At 61.5% G+C, this 15,707-nt stretch carries 11 protein-coding genes and 1 pseudogene; 2 read left to right on the forward strand and 10 right to left on the reverse strand.

The annotated features are described in order from the left end of the window. Window positions 1-594 precede the first annotated feature (594 nt). Window positions 595-1,713, reverse strand: coding sequence for a hypothetical protein (locus tag C7I85_RS21575; RefSeq protein WP_146148911.1), 1,119 nt, complete (start codon window positions 1,711-1,713; stop codon window positions 595-597). 754 nt (window positions 1,714-2,467) lie between these two features. On the opposite strand from C7I85_RS21575, the gene C7I85_RS21585 reads away from it, so the two are divergent. Further along, window positions 2,468-4,918 (forward strand): arylsulfatase, encoded by a 2,451-nt coding sequence (locus C7I85_RS21585; RefSeq protein ID WP_245445045.1) that lies wholly within the window; start codon window positions 2,468-2,470, stop codon window positions 4,916-4,918. Window positions 4,919-5,497: 579 nt separating this feature from the next. On the opposite strand, the gene C7I85_RS21590 is transcribed toward C7I85_RS21585, so the two are convergent. The 6 genes from C7I85_RS21590 to C7I85_RS21615 form a co-directional block, all read right to left on the reverse strand. Then, entirely contained in the window at window positions 5,498-6,427 is a 930-nt protein-coding gene (locus C7I85_RS21590) for a hypothetical protein (RefSeq protein WP_106726104.1), read from the reverse strand. 576 nt (window positions 6,428-7,003) lie between these two features. Beyond that, window positions 7,004-7,135, reverse strand: coding sequence for a hypothetical protein (locus C7I85_RS32040; protein ID WP_280954405.1), 132 nt, complete (start codon window positions 7,133-7,135; stop codon window positions 7,004-7,006). 603 nt (window positions 7,136-7,738) lie between these two features. Beyond that, on the reverse strand, window positions 7,739-8,116 hold the full coding sequence (locus tag C7I85_RS21600) for a hypothetical protein (RefSeq protein WP_106726106.1): 378 nt from the start codon (window positions 8,114-8,116) through the stop codon (window positions 7,739-7,741). Window positions 8,117-8,158: 42 nt separating this feature from the next. Beyond that, window positions 8,159-8,530, reverse strand: a complete 372-nt coding sequence (locus C7I85_RS21605) for a hypothetical protein (protein WP_106726107.1) — start codon at window positions 8,528-8,530, stop codon at window positions 8,159-8,161. A 91-nt stretch (window positions 8,531-8,621) separates the two neighbouring features. Further along, a complete protein-coding gene (locus C7I85_RS21610) occupies window positions 8,622-9,116 on the reverse strand; it encodes a DoxX family protein (protein WP_245445036.1) in 495 nt (164 codons plus the stop codon). 75 nt (window positions 9,117-9,191) lie between these two features. Then, on the reverse strand, window positions 9,192-12,833 hold the full coding sequence (locus C7I85_RS21615; protein ID WP_181257250.1) for an autotransporter domain-containing protein: 3,642 nt from the start codon (window positions 12,831-12,833) through the stop codon (window positions 9,192-9,194). 424 nt (window positions 12,834-13,257) lie between these two features. Between C7I85_RS21615 and C7I85_RS21620 the strand changes: the two genes are divergently transcribed. Continuing rightward, window positions 13,258-13,767, forward strand: coding sequence for a MarR family transcriptional regulator (locus tag C7I85_RS21620; protein ID WP_245445037.1), 510 nt, complete (start codon window positions 13,258-13,260; stop codon window positions 13,765-13,767). Window positions 13,768-13,960: 193 nt separating this feature from the next. Here C7I85_RS21620 and C7I85_RS21625 read toward each other — a convergent pair. The 3 genes and pseudogenes from C7I85_RS21625 to C7I85_RS21635 all read right to left on the reverse strand — a co-directional run. Continuing rightward, window positions 13,961-14,230: pseudogene (locus C7I85_RS21625) on the reverse strand (helix-turn-helix domain-containing protein); the annotation flags it as partial. 205 nt (window positions 14,231-14,435) lie between these two features. Further along, the gene (locus C7I85_RS21630) at window positions 14,436-14,639 is read right to left on the reverse strand and encodes a hypothetical protein (RefSeq protein WP_428832885.1); all 204 of its coding nucleotides are present in this window, start codon (window positions 14,637-14,639) and stop codon (window positions 14,436-14,438) included. A gap of 71 nt (window positions 14,640-14,710) precedes the next feature. Beyond that, entirely contained in the window at window positions 14,711-15,697 is a 987-nt protein-coding gene (locus tag C7I85_RS21635; protein ID WP_106726110.1) for an ABC transporter ATP-binding protein, read from the reverse strand. Between the last annotated feature and the right edge of the window lie 10 nt (window positions 15,698-15,707).

A 15,707-nucleotide genomic window follows, 5' to 3' on the forward strand; every position in this document is an offset into this window, starting at 1 on the left:
AAGCACCACGCGGCAGCACCTGAATTGCTGACACGATCCTTTGTGCTCATCGTTAGAGCCTGGAGCTTGCTATCCGGGGTACTTTCTTGCGCTTGACAGTTCCCGCCCCAAAAGAGAAGCCCGCCGCCTCGAGCTGGTGACGGGCGCTCCCTGGCGTCGAAGGAGAAGGAGTAGGACGCCAGAACCGTAGCTGGAACCCAACCAAACTCGTAATGACCTTTGATGTTCCATTGGTCGGAAAAGAAAGTCCGTCGTCCTGAGTGAGACGGCCACAGGTGCGATGCGCAACGCTTCGGAGTCAAAGCGCACAGCGTCCAACGCAGCGTCAGAAATATCGTCCCGCCTGACCGTTGGTTGAAACGGCGAAACAAAAACGCCCGTCCCGGAGACCGGGGCGGGCTGTTTTCGGCCAATTCTGACGCAGTTAGGAGAGTGGTCGATTGCGCCGAGGTTACTTGCCGCCTTCCTCTGCGATCCAATCTCCGGTCTCGTGCAAGGTAGCCACGCGCCGGGATTCGGCCTGCGCCCTTATGGCCGGCTCAACTGCCGGCCACAATTTTTCTGCTCGGGCGTCAGTTAGTTGCAACGCTGCCTTCACCAGCCCGACCCCCAGCCGACGAGCGGCCGGCCAAAGCCAAAGAAGCCACCGCCCCAGTTGTTGCCCCAGCCGGTACCGATTCCGTACGAGCGCCATCCGTTTCCCCAACCGGAGTAGTTGCCGCCGCCCATGCCGTAGAAGCCACCGCCGCCACCAAAGCTGTGGATGGCACCGCTGCCACCAAAGCCGCGGAAGCCGCCGGGCCAGTAGCTGCCGCGCCAGCCTACGCCAGGCCAGCCGCCGCGCCAGTAGGCACCACGCCAGCCGACGGGACGCCAGCCGATACCGTGCCAGCCGCCGCGCCAGTAGGCGCCACGCCAGCCGACGGGACGCCAGCCCATACCATGCCAGCCACCGCGCCAGTAGGCGCCACGCCAGCCGACGGGACGCCAGCCCATACCATGCCAGCCGCCGCGCCAGTAGGCGCCACGCCAGCCGACGGGACGCCAGCCCATACCATGCCAGCCGCCGCGCCAGTACGCGCCGCGCCAGCCGACGGGACGCCAGCCCATACCATGCCAGCCCCCGCGCCAGTAGGCGCCACGCCAGCCGACGGGACGCCAGCCGACACCGCGCCAACCACCGATACCGTATCGACCGCCGCGCCAGTACGCGCCGCGCCAGCCACCGCGCCAGTAGGCGCCGCGCCAGCCGACGGGACGCCAGCCGACACCGCGCCAACCACCGATACCGTATCGACCGCCACGCCAGTACGCGCCGCGCCAGCCACCGATACCGTGCCAGCCGCCACGCCAGTAGTTACCGCGCCAGCCGACACCGCCGATGCCATACCGGCCGCCGCCACGCAGGTAGTGGGCACGATCGCCGCCATCACGGATAAGCTGAACGCGACCGCCAAAATCACCGGGCTTTCCCAACAGAACGGCCGACTGCAGGCCACCCTGGTCGCAACTTGCAGCGGTGCAAGCCAGATTCCAGATGGTGCCATCGGTCGTCGGTTGCTCTGGAAGCGTACGCGCCTCGTCGCCCGCAGCGACTTTCGGCGCAATGTTTGGATTGAAGGCTGGAGTGGCCATTGCTGGCGCTGAAAATCCCGACAGCGCGCCAATGGTCAGCATCCCCAAACATGCAAGTGTTGAGAGATAGCGTCTCATTGTCCTTCTCCAACGGAAAACCGTCCGCTCGGCCAAGGCCTACGATGATCGTGGGGAAGATGGGTTACGCGATAACCGTGAGGGCCGGCCCCAAATCGGACGTCCCAAGCGAACGCATCGCGAACGGAATAGTTCCCCGGAACTGGACGCTCCTGAGGCGCTTTCATGAGCGTGCCGCCCGCCACGGCGACCGAGGCGTTCAGGTGGGCGAGGCTCATTCTCAAGTGAACCTTAGCTTCGACAGAACTGGCGGTCATGTCAGGGGAAACAGCAGGTCCGTCGCGAATAAGACTCGCCTTCGCCGATGATGTCTGCCTTTGGGCAACGGCAAAACTTGCCCCTATGACCGACATGGGGCGCGTTGCGGACTGGCCGTTCAGGGGCCGATGGCGGACCGTCTGGTTTCGGACCGGCCCCATGTCGAGGCGGGCTAAGTCGCGGTGGCCCGCGACCCGGCGTCCATGAGCTTTACGCGTTCCTGACGACGGTTCCGAACGCGGTGGTCGCGCCGACAACGCCCCTCCCCGACGAAAGGCTGACTGTTGTCAGTGATACTGCCAAGCCGGAACTTGCCCAGGCAACGCTCTTCTAGCCGATGGCAAGTCTCATCTGCGCAATAGCAGTCGTGAATTCCCCGACATGCGCGCCAACCGCTCTCAGGCTTATGCTCTCCGTCCACTAGTCGAAGGAGAGAAGCATGAGCACGACACGGAACGTTTGGCTCGGGCTACCGGCGTCGGCTGCCATCGCGACCATGTCGGTTTTGCCCGCATCGGCGCAACAGATCAACGGCACACCGGGCTCACCTGGCGCGACGACGACCATCGATGGAAGGTATCTGCCGCCGCCGCCGCCGAAGTTCGGCGGCGAGATCGGCCTCCAGGCCAGCCAGTCGAAGCCGTATTGGCCGGCCCGCGTGGTGCCGCCGCAGGGCGCGCCCAACGTGCTGCTGATCATGACCGACGACCAGGGCTATGGCGTTTCGGGGACGTTTGGCGGCGTCATCCCGACACCTGCGATGGACCGCATTGCGCAGATGGGGCTGCGCTACACCCAGTTTCACTCCACGGCGCTATGCTCGCCGACCCGGGCGGCGCTGATCACCGGCCGCAATCACCACTCGGTGGGCTTCGGCATCATTTCGGAGCAATCGACCGGCTATCCGGGCTACGACAGCGTCATCGGACCGGAGAGCGCCACCATCGGCACCATCCTGAAGCAGAACGGCTACGCCACCTCCTGGTTCGGCAAGAACCACAACACGCCGAGCTATCAGTACGGCGTGGCGGGACCGTTCGATCAATGGCCCATCGGCATGGGCTTCGACTACTTCTACGGCTTCATGGGCGGCGAGACCGACCAGTGGACGCCGTACCTGTTCCGGAACACCACCCAGGTTTTTCCCTGGATCGGCAAGCCCGGCTACAATCTGACCACGGACCTTGCGGACGACGCGATCGCCCACCTGCGACAGCTCAATGCCGCCGCTCCCGATCAGCCGTTCTTCCTCTATTACGTGCCCGGCGGCACCCATTCGCCGCATCAGCCAACCCAGGAATGGATCGACAAGTTCAAGGGCAAGTTCGACATGGGCTGGAATGCCCTGCGCGAACAGATTTTCGCCAATCAGAAGCGGCTCGGCGTCATCCCCCCGGGCACGCAGCTCACGCCCTGGCCGGACGACCTGCAAAAGTGGGACAGCTTGACGGCCGACGAAAAGAAGCTGTTCGCGCGGCAAGCGGAGGTGTTCGCCGCCTATGCGGCATACACCGACCATGAGATCGGCCGCGTGATCCAGGAAGTCGAGGACGAAGGCAAGCTCGACAACACGCTGATCATCTATATCAGCGGTGACAACGGCACGAGCGCGGAAGGCACCACGGTCGGGACGCCGAACCAGTATACGGCCTACAACGGCATCTTGGACCTTCCGATCGCCGAGCAGTTGAAGGCCTATGACGCCTGGGGTTCGGCCGCCACGTACCCGCATATGGCGGTAGCCTGGTCTTGGGCCTTCGACACGCCGTTCAAATGGACGAAACAGGTCGCGTCGCACTTCGGCGGCACCCGCCAGGGCATGGCCATCGCCTGGCCGAACCGGATCAAGGATGCCGGCGGCATCCGCACCCAGTTCCACCACATGATCGATATCGTGCCGACCATTCTTGAGGTGACCGGCATTCCCGCGCCGGTAATGGTCAACGGCATCGGGCAGAAGCCGATCGAAGGGGTGAGCATGGCGTACACCTTCGACAAGGCGAACGCCAACGCGCCGTCAACGCGAACGACGCAGTATTTCGAGATGTTTGCCAACCGCGCCATCTATCACGACGGGTGGATCGCGGCGACCACGCCACCTGCGCCGCCGTGGCTCTTAGGCACAGCCAAGCTGCCCGAGGACGTGATCAACGGCTACAAGTGGGAACTCTACAACATTGCGGAGGATTACTCGGAGAACAACGACCTCGCGGCCACCATGCCGGACAAGCTGCGCGAGCTGCAGGAGCTGTTCATGGTGGAGGCGGCGAAGTACAACGTGTTTCCGCTCGATAACTCGGTCCTTTCGCGCGTCATCACACCAAGGCCAAGCGCGACTGCAGGTCGAAACACCTTCACCTACTCGGGCGAGTTGTCAGGCCTGCCCGAGAGCGATGCGCCCAGCATCCTGAACAGGTCCTATACGATCACCGCCGAGATCGACATTCCAGCAAGTGCCAACGGCACCACTGGGCGCGCGGCTTCGCAGGGCAGCAGCGAAGGGATGCTCGTCACGCAAGGGGGACGCTTCGGCGGCTATGGCCTGTATCTGCTCAAGGGCAAGCCGGTATTCCTTTACAATTTCGTCGGCCTCGATCGCTACCGCTGGGAAGGCCCTGACGCGCTCACGCCGGGCAAGCACACCATCGTGTTCGACTTCAAATATGATGGGCCCGGCTTCGGTAAGGGCGGCACGGGCGTCCTGAAGGTGGACGACAAGGAGGTCGCCAGACGAGACATCCCGCACACCATTCCCTTCATCATTGCCCTCGAGGAGACCTTCGACGTGGGTGTCGACACCCGTACCCCGGTCGACGACAATGACTATCAGGTCCCATTCCGCTTCACCGGCAAGCTCGACAAGCTCACCGTGCAGGTCTGGCCGGTGCAGCTAACTGGCGAGGATCATCAGGCCATGCAGCGCGCCCGCGCCGGCGCAGATAACTGACGTCTCAGCGATCCCGCGGGCCTCCTTTCCCGGAAGCCCGCCGGAGCTCGGCCGGCGAAATCTGTCGAAGCTCAAACGAACGCAAAAAGAAGCCCGCCGCCTCGGGTGAGACGGCGGCTAGTGCTTGGCGGAGAGATGGCCTGAACCGCAAGACGCGGCCGACCTTATCGGACGCGCTTAATATCGCGGATGGTTTCCAGGATAGCAGGCTCCGTAATGGAGGTGCAGTGGCGATGCGGACACACCCAACGCAAAGAAGCCGCTGCCGTTAGCGCAGACCCGCCGAGAGGACGAGCATAAAGATGTCCGCTTCCGCCCCAACTCGCCGGCAATGTGAAGCGGTCGCGGCAGCTTTCTAATATTGCGCCGACGGTATCTTGTGTGAATGGGATGCCGCCCCTGTCATAGCGCTACCCCCCAACAATGGTGCTCGGGCGATCTCCAACTCAATTCGGCGGTGATGCGGACGTCGCTAAGCGCCGTCGCCAATCCAGAGCCCCGCCGAGTGCGATTCACCCGCCTGCCCGCTCACCCCGGTTCGCCGGGCACTTCGCGTTGCAACGCTATGACAGGAGGCGCTCAGCCGACGACCAGAAGGTTCTCCTTCTCATCGCGTTCGCGGCCTCCGATGGCGGCCGCCACTGCCGCGATGAAGGCACCGATGAACAGCGACAGCGCCCCGATGAGCGCAGTCGTCAGGCCGGCTTTGCGGGCGGTGTCGGCGGCTTCCTTTGCCTTGGCCTTTGCGTCATCGATCCGCTTTAGCACCGCGTTCACCCGCGCCTCGGCATCGGCCTGGGACAGCCCGGTGCGCGCGCTGACAAGCTGCGCCAGGTAGGTGCGATCATCGGCCGACACTTCGCCGGATGCGGCGCTCGACAGCAGGATGCGTGTCGCTTCATCGGTGGCCGCGGCCGCACCTTCCGGCCCCTGTGTGCTCGCCGCAGCCGGATTGGCGGGACGGAACAGCGCATCGACGAAATAGCCGGTCACGTCGCTGCCCTGCGCGCTCGCCTGCCCCTTGCCGGCGGCGCCGGCGCTGGCGCCAAGTGCCGCGCCCGAGACGACGGTCGAAGTAGCCTGGACGCCGCCGCCGATCACCGAGGTCAGTGCCGATCCCAGAAGGCCAACCAGCAAAAGCGTGGCGAGCGCCCAGGCGAGGAAGCCGTGCGCGGTGTCCCGGAAATAGACCTCATCGTCATGGACATTGACCCATTTGGTGCGCAGGCGCCCGGTCAGGTAGCCGCCGAGCGCGGCCGACAGCCATTGCACGACAATGAGCCAGACTGCCGCCGAGACGGCGAGTGTGGTTGCCGATGCGCCCTGCGACGACCATGGCGATACGATGCTGAGGCCCAGCCCCGAACCAAGCAGCATGAGGATCAAGGTGGCGGCGCCTGCCGTCAGTGCACCGGCAACGATCGGCCCCCAGGCGACAGCAGAAGCGGACGACTCCTGTAAGCCCGCCACCGGCGGGATCACCTCAACGGTAGAAACACTTGGCGGCATCACGGCCTCCTATCGCACGAATAGCAGGATGAGGATGATGATCGGAATCGGAATACCGAGAAGCCAAAGAAGAATGCCGCGACCCATGACGAACTCCTCCATGTGACGAGGGCCAAGCGGCCCGGTAGAGGTAACTGCACGAAACAGTAAACGTTCCTACAGATGGCGTTCCGTCGTTCGATCTGTGCGCCTGGGACCACTTGGCCTTGCCTGAAGATGGCACAGCTCTGGATTCTGTGGCTTTGGTGACGGTCGCGGCCATCACGAAGCGGCACACAAACACAATCAAGGCCGTCAGCTGGGAATATCCAATACACGTCAGCACCAACGCCTCCGCCTGCAGAAATTCTGCGACGGTCAGAACATGGATCAGCGAGACCATGGGAATCAGCGTACGGAGGCGTGAGGGCAATCGATCGGGATCAGAGCGTTTGTTGGGGCGCCGCACCGCCGTTACCACAATGGTGCGAGTGTGGGTTTCAACAGTCGGTTCCCACGACCAGCGCCAAAGCGCATCGGTCGCGGGAACCCTCCCTGGGAGGAACCTGGGGGCGTGGTTCTCCACAAGGTCCCACTTCACCGCCACAGCGCCGCCACGCGATCAACTGCCGTCCCGAAGCCATGGTGCGAAATCGAGAACGGTTCGACCGCCGCGCCGCCATCTACGGTCGCCTTGTTTTTCAGCGCCGCACCTGTCCACAACGCCATATGCGTTGCCGCTTCGAAGCTGACATTGACGAGGCGCGTGCCGTCCCGGATTTGTCCGATCGCACAGTCACGAAGTTGACAATTGAGCTGATTGTGTCTCTGGCCGATCTTGTGCCTAGCGCCCATCTCGGCAGCAGGAGCACTTCATGCCACGCGTGTTCGACTTCAGAGGTGAAGCTGCTTCCGAGGTCGCGTCGAAGTGTCCAAAGCAGCGTCTCACTGATCGGCTGATAGTGGGCATCGACCATGCGGCAAACTTTGCGTGAGCATGCCAAAGCACGAACCGATGGGCGCAACGCGCCGAATTGCGGAAGAAGGCCCACCACTAGTTTCCGTGTCGGCATAAGCCTCTTCGCCTGCGGCTCCAGATCAATCGCAAGAAAACGATAGACCTCCGGATAGGTATCAAGCAGTCGCGTCGCAAACATCACGTCGACATGCTCGGAAATGGGCTCATGCCTACTGAGGCTCTTCTCAATAAACGTAAACGTGCAATGGTTCGTCGCCACTTCCACAATACGATGCTTCTTCGATATGCCTTCCCCACGCGTTGCAGCCTTTGGCACAGAAGTGACGTTGCTGGAATTTCGATGCCGTTGATCATCAGTTGCTGCCCATAGGCTTTTTCCCGGAGGGGGTGCCGTCAGGGTTCATGCCGTAACGGCGATAGAGCGCTTGTTCGTCCCGTGCCAACTGCGCGTCCATGCGCGCGTCAGCACTCCTCGCCAGCGCATTTCGCGCGGCGAGCGCAACGGGCGCTTTGACAAAGCTGGAGATACCCGTCGGGTCAGCACTCGCCGCGATGCTTGTGGCGCCTTGAGCGGCGCCAAACGCAGCGGCTTCGGCATCTAGCTGCCGCTCCAGGGCTCTCGTTTCGCCTGAGAAATTTGCCCCCTGGAAGCTGGATTGCGAACCCTGGCATCCAGCCATCCCGACTGTCGCAAGTAATACAGCAGCAAAACGAATAGGGTAGTTCTTCATATCTATGCACAAATTGCGCCCTCAAAGCGTTTGATAGACTAATTAATAACAGGCGACTCTGAACTCGCCTTGGCTCCGCAGGGCCATGCCCTGCATCGGCCCCATCGCACGTGCCGCGAGGGCGCCGCCTGGCCCCGCCAAACTGACGGCCGCCATGGCGGTGTTCGCCGCCATATTGGCTGCCTGAACGCTCCGAGAATGTGCCTGGATCTGATCGACGCAGGATTGTGCGGAGGCATATGCCCTGGCACGTTCCCGATCTTCAGGTTTTGCATCGGGACGGCTGGCCGCCAATTCCGCGGCCGCCTGGCGACCGGCCATGTCCGCACGGAGCGCGCTCATCCGAGCATCGCCAGCGCTGCAACCGGCCACAAGCAGGCAAAACGCGCCCGCAAAGAAGTATCTTATGCTCATGCTGGATGCCCCTTTTAGGGCACGGGGTCGATCGTCCGGGGCTGCGGCGTCCTGCACGCAAAAAGCCCGCGGTAGGACCACCGCGCACCAATCACCTCGGCAACTTGGACGAATGAGACCGCACCTTCCGGATCGCAGATGCGTAGATAGCAACGATCAGGCCACCCACGACGGTGATGTGCTCCATCACCACATGGAATTCCATGGTTTTCAGAGGCTCTTCCATGGCCCAGAAATTGTGAGCGATCGGGATCGTCAGAGTGGTGAAGACGGCCAAGGCTCCCGCTCCGAACCACGCCCATCGATCAAGGATGACGAGCAAGGAACCGGCGAGAAGGGTAATCACCGTCGCAAAGTAGAAAAGCACTTCCGGCACCAACCCGAAATGCCGCATTTCCGCCAGGCCCGCATCAGAGTCGAATAGTTTCGCCAGTCCGCTGGACCAAAACATGAAGGTCAGCACGGTTCGCCCCAGATAGCCGAACCATGACATGCTCATGGAAGCCTCGATGGCGGCTGCAATGATGCGCGCGGGTGTGGACCGGGAAGCTCCATATCCGTCGTTTTTGGTGGTTTCAAAGCTCATAATATTTCCGTCCTTATTTGGAAAAAGGGACGATGCCGACCTGCGGTCGACAACGTGTTATCGTATGCACTAAGCTCAGTACTTGGCGCTGAAGCTGGCCTTGAACGACTGGTCGATCGTACCCAAGCCGAACTGGCCGTCATAGGTGACGCCAAGCACGGTGTTCGGCGTCAGCGCGAAATCGAGACCAGCCTCCACGACAGCGGCGTCACGCGCGACCGGCACTCCGGCGATGGTGAAGGCGTTGCCGCTACCTGCGAAGCGCATGGTCGACGTCGGCGTCACATCGTCGAAGGCGTGACGCCAGCCGAGCGTGCCTCTGGCGGTGACCGAAGCACCGTTGAGTTCGAAGCTCGTCGAGGCACGCAAGCCGAGCGTGGTGAAGGTCGTATCGGTGTTGGCAGAGGCGCTGGTCAGAGCTGCCGCGCCACCCGTCTCGCGGAAGCCGTCAGTATGCAGGTTCACATAGGCAAGGTTGGCGAAGGGCTCGAAGCGGGCAGCGCCCATGCTGAAGCCATAGGCCAGTTCGCCAAAGACCTGCGCCGTGCCGGCGTTATAGTCGCCCTTGAGACTGTCCGAGAAACCAGGGAAGGCCACATTCCGCGAGGTCGAGATATCGTGCCACGTATAGGCCGAACCCGTGCGGAAGGCGAGATCACCCCAAGCCGTGCCGCCATAGAGGCCGACATAGTAACTATCGTTCGACCCCAAGGAATGGCGATCCTTCGCATCGAAACTGGTGTGGCTGTAGCCGGCCACCGCGCCGAAGCGCCAGGTGTCGAACACCGGCGCGTCCGCACCGACAAAGAAGCCCCCGGTAGAGCGGTTGAGGCGGGCGGCATTGCCGTCACCATTCGTATGCCCCCAGGATCCGAAGCCCTGGCTCCAGAGCGCAAAGCGATCGGTATTGGCTGCAACCGGCTGCGGCGCACTGTTTTCATAAGTGACGGCTGTGCCCGACGCGCCCACGCCGTCGAAGGCCGCACGAAGGCGGTCGTTCACCGCGCTGCGAACGAAACGGCTGTCCTCGATCATCGCCGACTTGGCCGAGGCATGGATCTCGCCCGAGAGCTGGTCGAAGGCGCCGCGCGCCTGAGAGGCCGAAAGGTTGAGCACGGCGTCATAGACCGCATTGCCAGCCCCGAGGCTCTCCACGCCGCCGCCGGTGGCAATCTGGTTCCGCGTAAGGCCAACATTCTCGAACGTGGTGCCGTTGCGGGTCATCGTCAAATAGACGTTGTTGTCGTCATAGCTGAGCGAGGGATCGAGGAAGGCGAGGTTCGAGGTGACACCTTCTTCGAAGGTGCCGGTGACACCACCATCCGCGGACAGGATCATGTATTGCGTGGAGGCTGCATAGTTGCCCTTTCCCGCCAGCACGCGAACGGAGCCACCGTTGAGCGCAGCCGAACCCGTGGCAACGATCCTGTCGGAATCGCCAGCCGCATTCACCTCGGCCTCGTATACCGATCCGCCGTTGAATGTTATGTCGCCCGCCACGTTGAGTGTCCCGATCGAACTACCCGGCGCGATCGTGCCGTTGACAATCGTGCGGCCGACCGTGCCTGTACCGGTGAGGCGGCCGTTGTCCAGCACATCGAGCGAACCACCAAGCTGACCGTTGACGGCAAGCGTGCCTTCACCGAGCGAGGTATGGCCGCTGTATCCAGCGCTGTCGCCCGAGAGCGTCAGCTTCCCCGACCCAGCCTTCAAGAAATAGCCCGAACCGGTGAGCGAGCCTGCAAAGGCGGTGTCGTTGCCCTGATTGAGCGAGAGAGTCGCCGTGTCGAGCGCTACCGTACCGCCTGCGCCGGATAGCGACGACATGCTAAGATCGAAATTATTGAGATCGAGCGTACCGTCGTTCACGACATAGGCCGTGTCGGCGAAGAAAGCGCCGTCAGTCCCGGCCCGCAATCTCCCGCCGTCAACGATTGTCCCGCCAGTATAGCTGTTGGTGGCCGTCAGTGTGAGCTCGCCGTCTAGAACGTGCACGGCACCCGTGCCTGAGATAGCGCCGTCGAAGCTGGTTTCGTCGGAGCGATTGAATGCTAGGACCCCGTTGTTGACCACGTCACCAACGATCGATCCTGACGTCCCGCCGCTGCCGATCTGAAGGGTGCCCTGGCGGATTTCCGTGCCGCCCCAATAGGCGTTCTCGCCATCGAGGATAAGCCTCCCCAGATCGGTTTTGGTCAGTCGCCCGCCCCCGTCCAACCTATTGGAGATGGTCGCGACATAGTCCGCACCGGCAGCACTCCCGTCGCCAACACGGATGATCGCCTCACCTTCGACAATGGTGAGCATGTCACCATAAAGCTTGTAGCCGCTAGTCGCGAACTGCATGCCGGTCGCCTGCACCTGCCCGGTTCCCGTATAGACCTCCACATTGCCGGCCTTGCCGCCAAACACCACGAAGCCGGGACGCGGGTTCATCGCCCCGTTCTCAGCCCCCTTGGCATCGGTGAAGGCGCGACCACCTGTCCGCCATTGGCCATCGCCACCGTCAACTTTGCCGTTGTCCCAATTCGCCTTGTCGTCGCCGTCCCAGAACAGCAGTGGGCCGTGTTCTTCGCCTGCCGCGACCAGATTCACGCGTCCTTCCATGGCGGTCTGAATGCTCAGATCGCCCCTGTCATAGCCGTCAGGCACTGGGCGTATCGATGCCGCCAGATCCGTGAGCTTGCCGCCATAGTTGAACAGACTATAGATCCCGGGACCGAAGCCACCTGCGTCCTCTACGTCGACCGTCCCGTTGAGCGTCAGATCTCCGGTCACATTGAAAGGCGCCTGATCCGAGCCTGCCTCCAGGCGCACGAAGACGTGGGACTCCGCACCCAATGAGAGCGAGGCCATCGTGAACGGCTGGTTCTGGGAGCCTTCGGGCGTGCCACCTGTCATGATGACGTCGCCAATCCGGCCGGACCCGCCGAATACACCATCGGTGACGACGGTGTTCATATTCCGATAGTCGTCGTTGATAAACGTTCTTCCGTCGCGGAGATACAACGAACCACCGTATCCGCTGTTGTCGCCTCCGAGCGTGAAGGCGCCCGTTCCTGTCTTCATGATCGAGGAACCTGCCGAACCGGTGATCTTGCCCACGAATTCCGTGTTGCGGTCTAGACCGCCGGTTTCGAGGTTGTAATCCCCAAGATCCAGCGCAGCGATGCGGAGGAGATTTCCGCTGCTGGACAGGAGAAGCCTGCCGTCGCCACTGATCGTTCCTACGAATCTCGTTTCGTAGGCCGACCCGATCCCTCCCTCACCATTGATGACCAGGTCGTTGGCTAGCGTGCCGACGCCGCCCATAGTCCATAACTTAGCGCCATTGGTAATCTCGACCGATCCGGTTCCCAGAGAAGACGCTCTGCCCAAAATGACCGCCCCGTCCGCGATCGTGGTCCCTCCTGAATAGGTGTTCGCGCCATTCAGGGACAGAGTGCCGCCTCCGGTTTTGGTCACATGATAGTCGCCGCTGATGATGCCGTTCTGTTGAGCAGATGACGGAGCGGCGACGTTCAACTCAGTGTCCACCGTCATAGCGACTGGCGTCGTCGCGTTCTGGCCGTCGGTATAGGTGGTCGTCTCTGCCCGGGCAGACGCGGCCAGTGCGAGCACGGTGAGCGAGGCACCGGCGAGAAGTGACTGTACGCGCCGAAGGCGCGAGATGTTCGTTGCCCTCACCTCAAATAAATCGAAAGGTCTACCCTGCAATTCCATGCTCCTTGCTTTGCCGGCTGCAGACAAAGCTCCGCCAGCGACGGACGCGGGGGCGTCCGAAGAATAAAAACAATTGTTTCGTGTGGTGCCCCGCTCCTGTCACAGGCGCGAATGCACACTCGCGGGGACCTGCCGTAGGCGGCCGCTAAGACGACTTCGCTCGAGCTATAGCGGTGCCGCTTGTCAGGGCGAAGAGCCAGTTAGTTTCAATTTGCGTGCTAATTTCTGAGCTGGAGCGCCCCGGATTGTCGCAAGGAAAACGCAGATCGGAACTCGACCGCACCCTCCCCTGATTACTCGCGCGCGCTCTGATCACTTGCGTAAAAGACTTAAGCGACCGAAAAGTACATCAATTTGTTGCGACACCCAGAATATAGACTATAGGCTACATCGTTTCGCTACGATTGGACTCGGCCATATGAAGAATGATGATGGAGAAAACACTCCCGAACGAGCATTTGATGACGTGCTCTTGATTGAAGATCGCGCTCAAGTCGAGCTCGACCAGGCGCAGCGCGCGCTGCTTGCATCAGATGTTTCTTGGCTTGAATACCGAGCGGAATTCCGCCGTCAAATGATCAAAGGTGGCTTCCTCAAGCACCCTTGGCGCAGCATATTCGAAGCCGACATGATCTTCACTTTGATCGGCCACAAATGGCTGGAGGGAGAAGTACTGACGGTGAAGCAGGTCGCGACTTATTTCGATGCGTTCACCAGTGAAGTCACCATTACACGGCACATCGACGACATGGTGGCTTCAGGCACGCTTGTCCGTACACCAGATCCCAAGGATCGTCGCCGTCTGCTTCTGATGCCAACCCAGAGATTGTTCGAGATCGGCCAGATCTTCTTGCAGGCGCGCAAGGAAATCGCTCAAAAGCATGGCTTCGTGTATGCCCCGTCACAAGCTGGCACCGAGGAACAATAGCCGTCAAATTGCAATCGATCCAATTTGATCCAGGATGCGATCGTCAATAGCAGTGACCCTATCCACAAAGGAGAACGGTCATGCTTAAGATTCTCATGATATATGGCGCAGCGCTCGCAATTTCGCTGTCAACATCGAGCGCGATGGCAGTTGCGTGTCATGAGTAACGTCGACCAGGGGTTCGACATCCTTGTGCAGCATAGCCGGCATCCATCGCTATGTCCGTGACGCTTTGGGCGTCCATGTAGGCCAGCCGGTGCGAAGCGCGCTTCATACTGGCAAGCTGGACATAGCGATGCACGGACAACCCGAAGGTCGCCGTGAACTGCCGGTGGAAATGAAACTTCGAGAAGGCTGCAACACCGCTCAGCGCATCCAGGTCAAGCTCACCGTCAAGATTCCGATCGATATGATCGAGCACCCGTTGCATCCGGACATGATAGTTCTGAAGCGCCGCCTTCATCGTCCCTCCTCCGTGGCAGCACCAGTCAAGCGCGCGCAGACATGACGCGCTCGACCGATCTTGCGGTTTTGTCACGGGTCGCGGAACATCGCCAAGGACCGTTTACGGGCACGCCCAATTTATGGATGAACGGCGAAAAGGGGGCGTGCAGACTGGTGGCTTTCATATCGTGCCGAACTCTGATTCAAGCTCAAAACAGAGCAATTTACGCCTTCGCCACGGCCCGAAGCGCATTCGCCAGCCTCCCGACCGCCATTTCGATCTCGGCCGGGGTGTAGGCGGCAATGCCCATCAGGAATCCCGCTTTGCCGTCGCCGGTGGCATGCAGCGCCGATAAGCCAAGAAGCTCGATCCCGGCACGTCGTGCGGCGTCAATGGCAACGCCGCGGGAGCCATCCACAGAGGACATTCGGCAAACGACCCTTCCAAGACATTCTATTTCATCTTCTGTTCGGAAGTGCTTCGGGAGGGCGACTTTGATCAAGCATCCGTGAGACTCTTTTGGGCGATTTCGTTTGCAAATCTGCACGCAATGCGATGTGTGGGCGTCAAGAAGATGGTCGGCGGTTCAATTCGAGCACACTCCCCGACCGCTAAGGGACAGCGGGTCCGGAAGAAACACCCGGATGGCGGATTGGTCGGGCTCGGAATTTCGCCTTTGATGAGTGGTATTTTACGCCGACGCTCGATCATCGGGTCCGCCTCCGGCACGGAGGCAAGAAGCATCTGCGTGTAGGGATGGCTGGGTCGGCCATAAACTTCGTCCGAACCACCACCTTCCACGATCTTGCCGAGATACATCACATAGACCCTTGTCGCCGCCTGCCGAACAAGAGCCAAGTCATGTGCGATGAACAGACATGCGACGCCGAGCTGGTCCCGCAAATCAAGAAACAGGTTCATTACCTGGGCACGGATCGAGAGGTCCAGCGCGCTGACCGGCTCGTCACAGATCAGCACGCGCGGTTCGACGGCCAGCGAACGGGCAATGGCAACGCGCTGTCGCTGGCCGCCCGAAAGCTCGCGTGTGAAGCGGTCCCGAACGGCCGAGGCAAGGCCGACCTGATCGAGAAGCTGCCCGATCCTTGCAGACCGCTCGGCCTTTGACGCAACACCGACGATAATGAGAGCCTCATCGATCGCCTCGCCGACGGTCTGGCGATCGTTGAGCGACGCATAGGGGTCCTGGAACACATATTGGACCGCCCGCCTGGCAGCGCGTAGGCGATTTCCGCTCAGGCTGCCCAGATCGACACCGTCGAAGATCACCCGCCCGGATTCCGGCTTTTCCAACCCGACGATCGATCTGCCGAGGGTCGATTTCCCGCAACCGGATTCGCCCACGAGGCCGACGATCTCGCCGGAATGAAGAACGATCGAAACATCGTTCACGGCTCTGACCGTCTTGCCGCGCCCAACGCCGGGGAAGCTGGTCACCAGATGCTCGACTTCGAGAACTGCTTTCATTTCTGGCTCC

The sequence above is a fragment of the Pseudaminobacter soli (ex Li et al. 2025) genome, assembly GCF_003012705.1.
Lineage (GTDB): Bacteria > Pseudomonadota > Alphaproteobacteria > Rhizobiales > Rhizobiaceae > Pseudaminobacter > Pseudaminobacter soli.

Coding starts and splice junctions, on each gene's coding strand:
- C7I85_RS21605 (WP_106726107.1), bottom strand. CDS start 8,530: ATGAGCATAAGATACTTCTTTGCGGGCGCGTTTTGCCTGCTTGTGGCC.
- C7I85_RS21590 (WP_106726104.1), bottom strand. CDS start 6,427: ATGCCGCCAAGTGTTTCTACCGTTGAGGTGATCCCGCCGGTGGCGGGC.
- C7I85_RS21610 (WP_245445036.1), bottom strand. CDS start 9,116: ATGAGCTTTGAAACCACCAAAAACGACGGATATGGAGCTTCCCGGTCC.
- C7I85_RS21575 (WP_146148911.1), bottom strand. CDS start 1,713: ATGAGACGCTATCTCTCAACACTTGCATGTTTGGGGATGCTGACCATT.
- C7I85_RS21635 (WP_106726110.1), bottom strand. CDS start 15,697: ATGAAAGCAGTTCTCGAAGTCGAGCATCTGGTGACCAGCTTCCCCGGC.
- C7I85_RS21585 (WP_245445045.1), top strand. CDS start 2,468: ATGTCGGTTTTGCCCGCATCGGCGCAACAGATCAACGGCACACCGGGC.
- C7I85_RS21620 (WP_245445037.1), top strand. CDS start 13,258: ATGAAGAATGATGATGGAGAAAACACTCCCGAACGAGCATTTGATGAC.
- C7I85_RS21600 (WP_106726106.1), bottom strand. CDS start 8,116: ATGAAGAACTACCCTATTCGTTTTGCTGCTGTATTACTTGCGACAGTC.
- C7I85_RS32040 (WP_280954405.1), bottom strand. CDS start 7,135: ATGGCGTTGTGGACAGGTGCGGCGCTGAAAAACAAGGCGACCGTAGAT.
- C7I85_RS21630 (WP_428832885.1), bottom strand. CDS start 14,639: ATGTCCTCTGTGGATGGCTCCCGCGGCGTTGCCATTGACGCCGCACGA.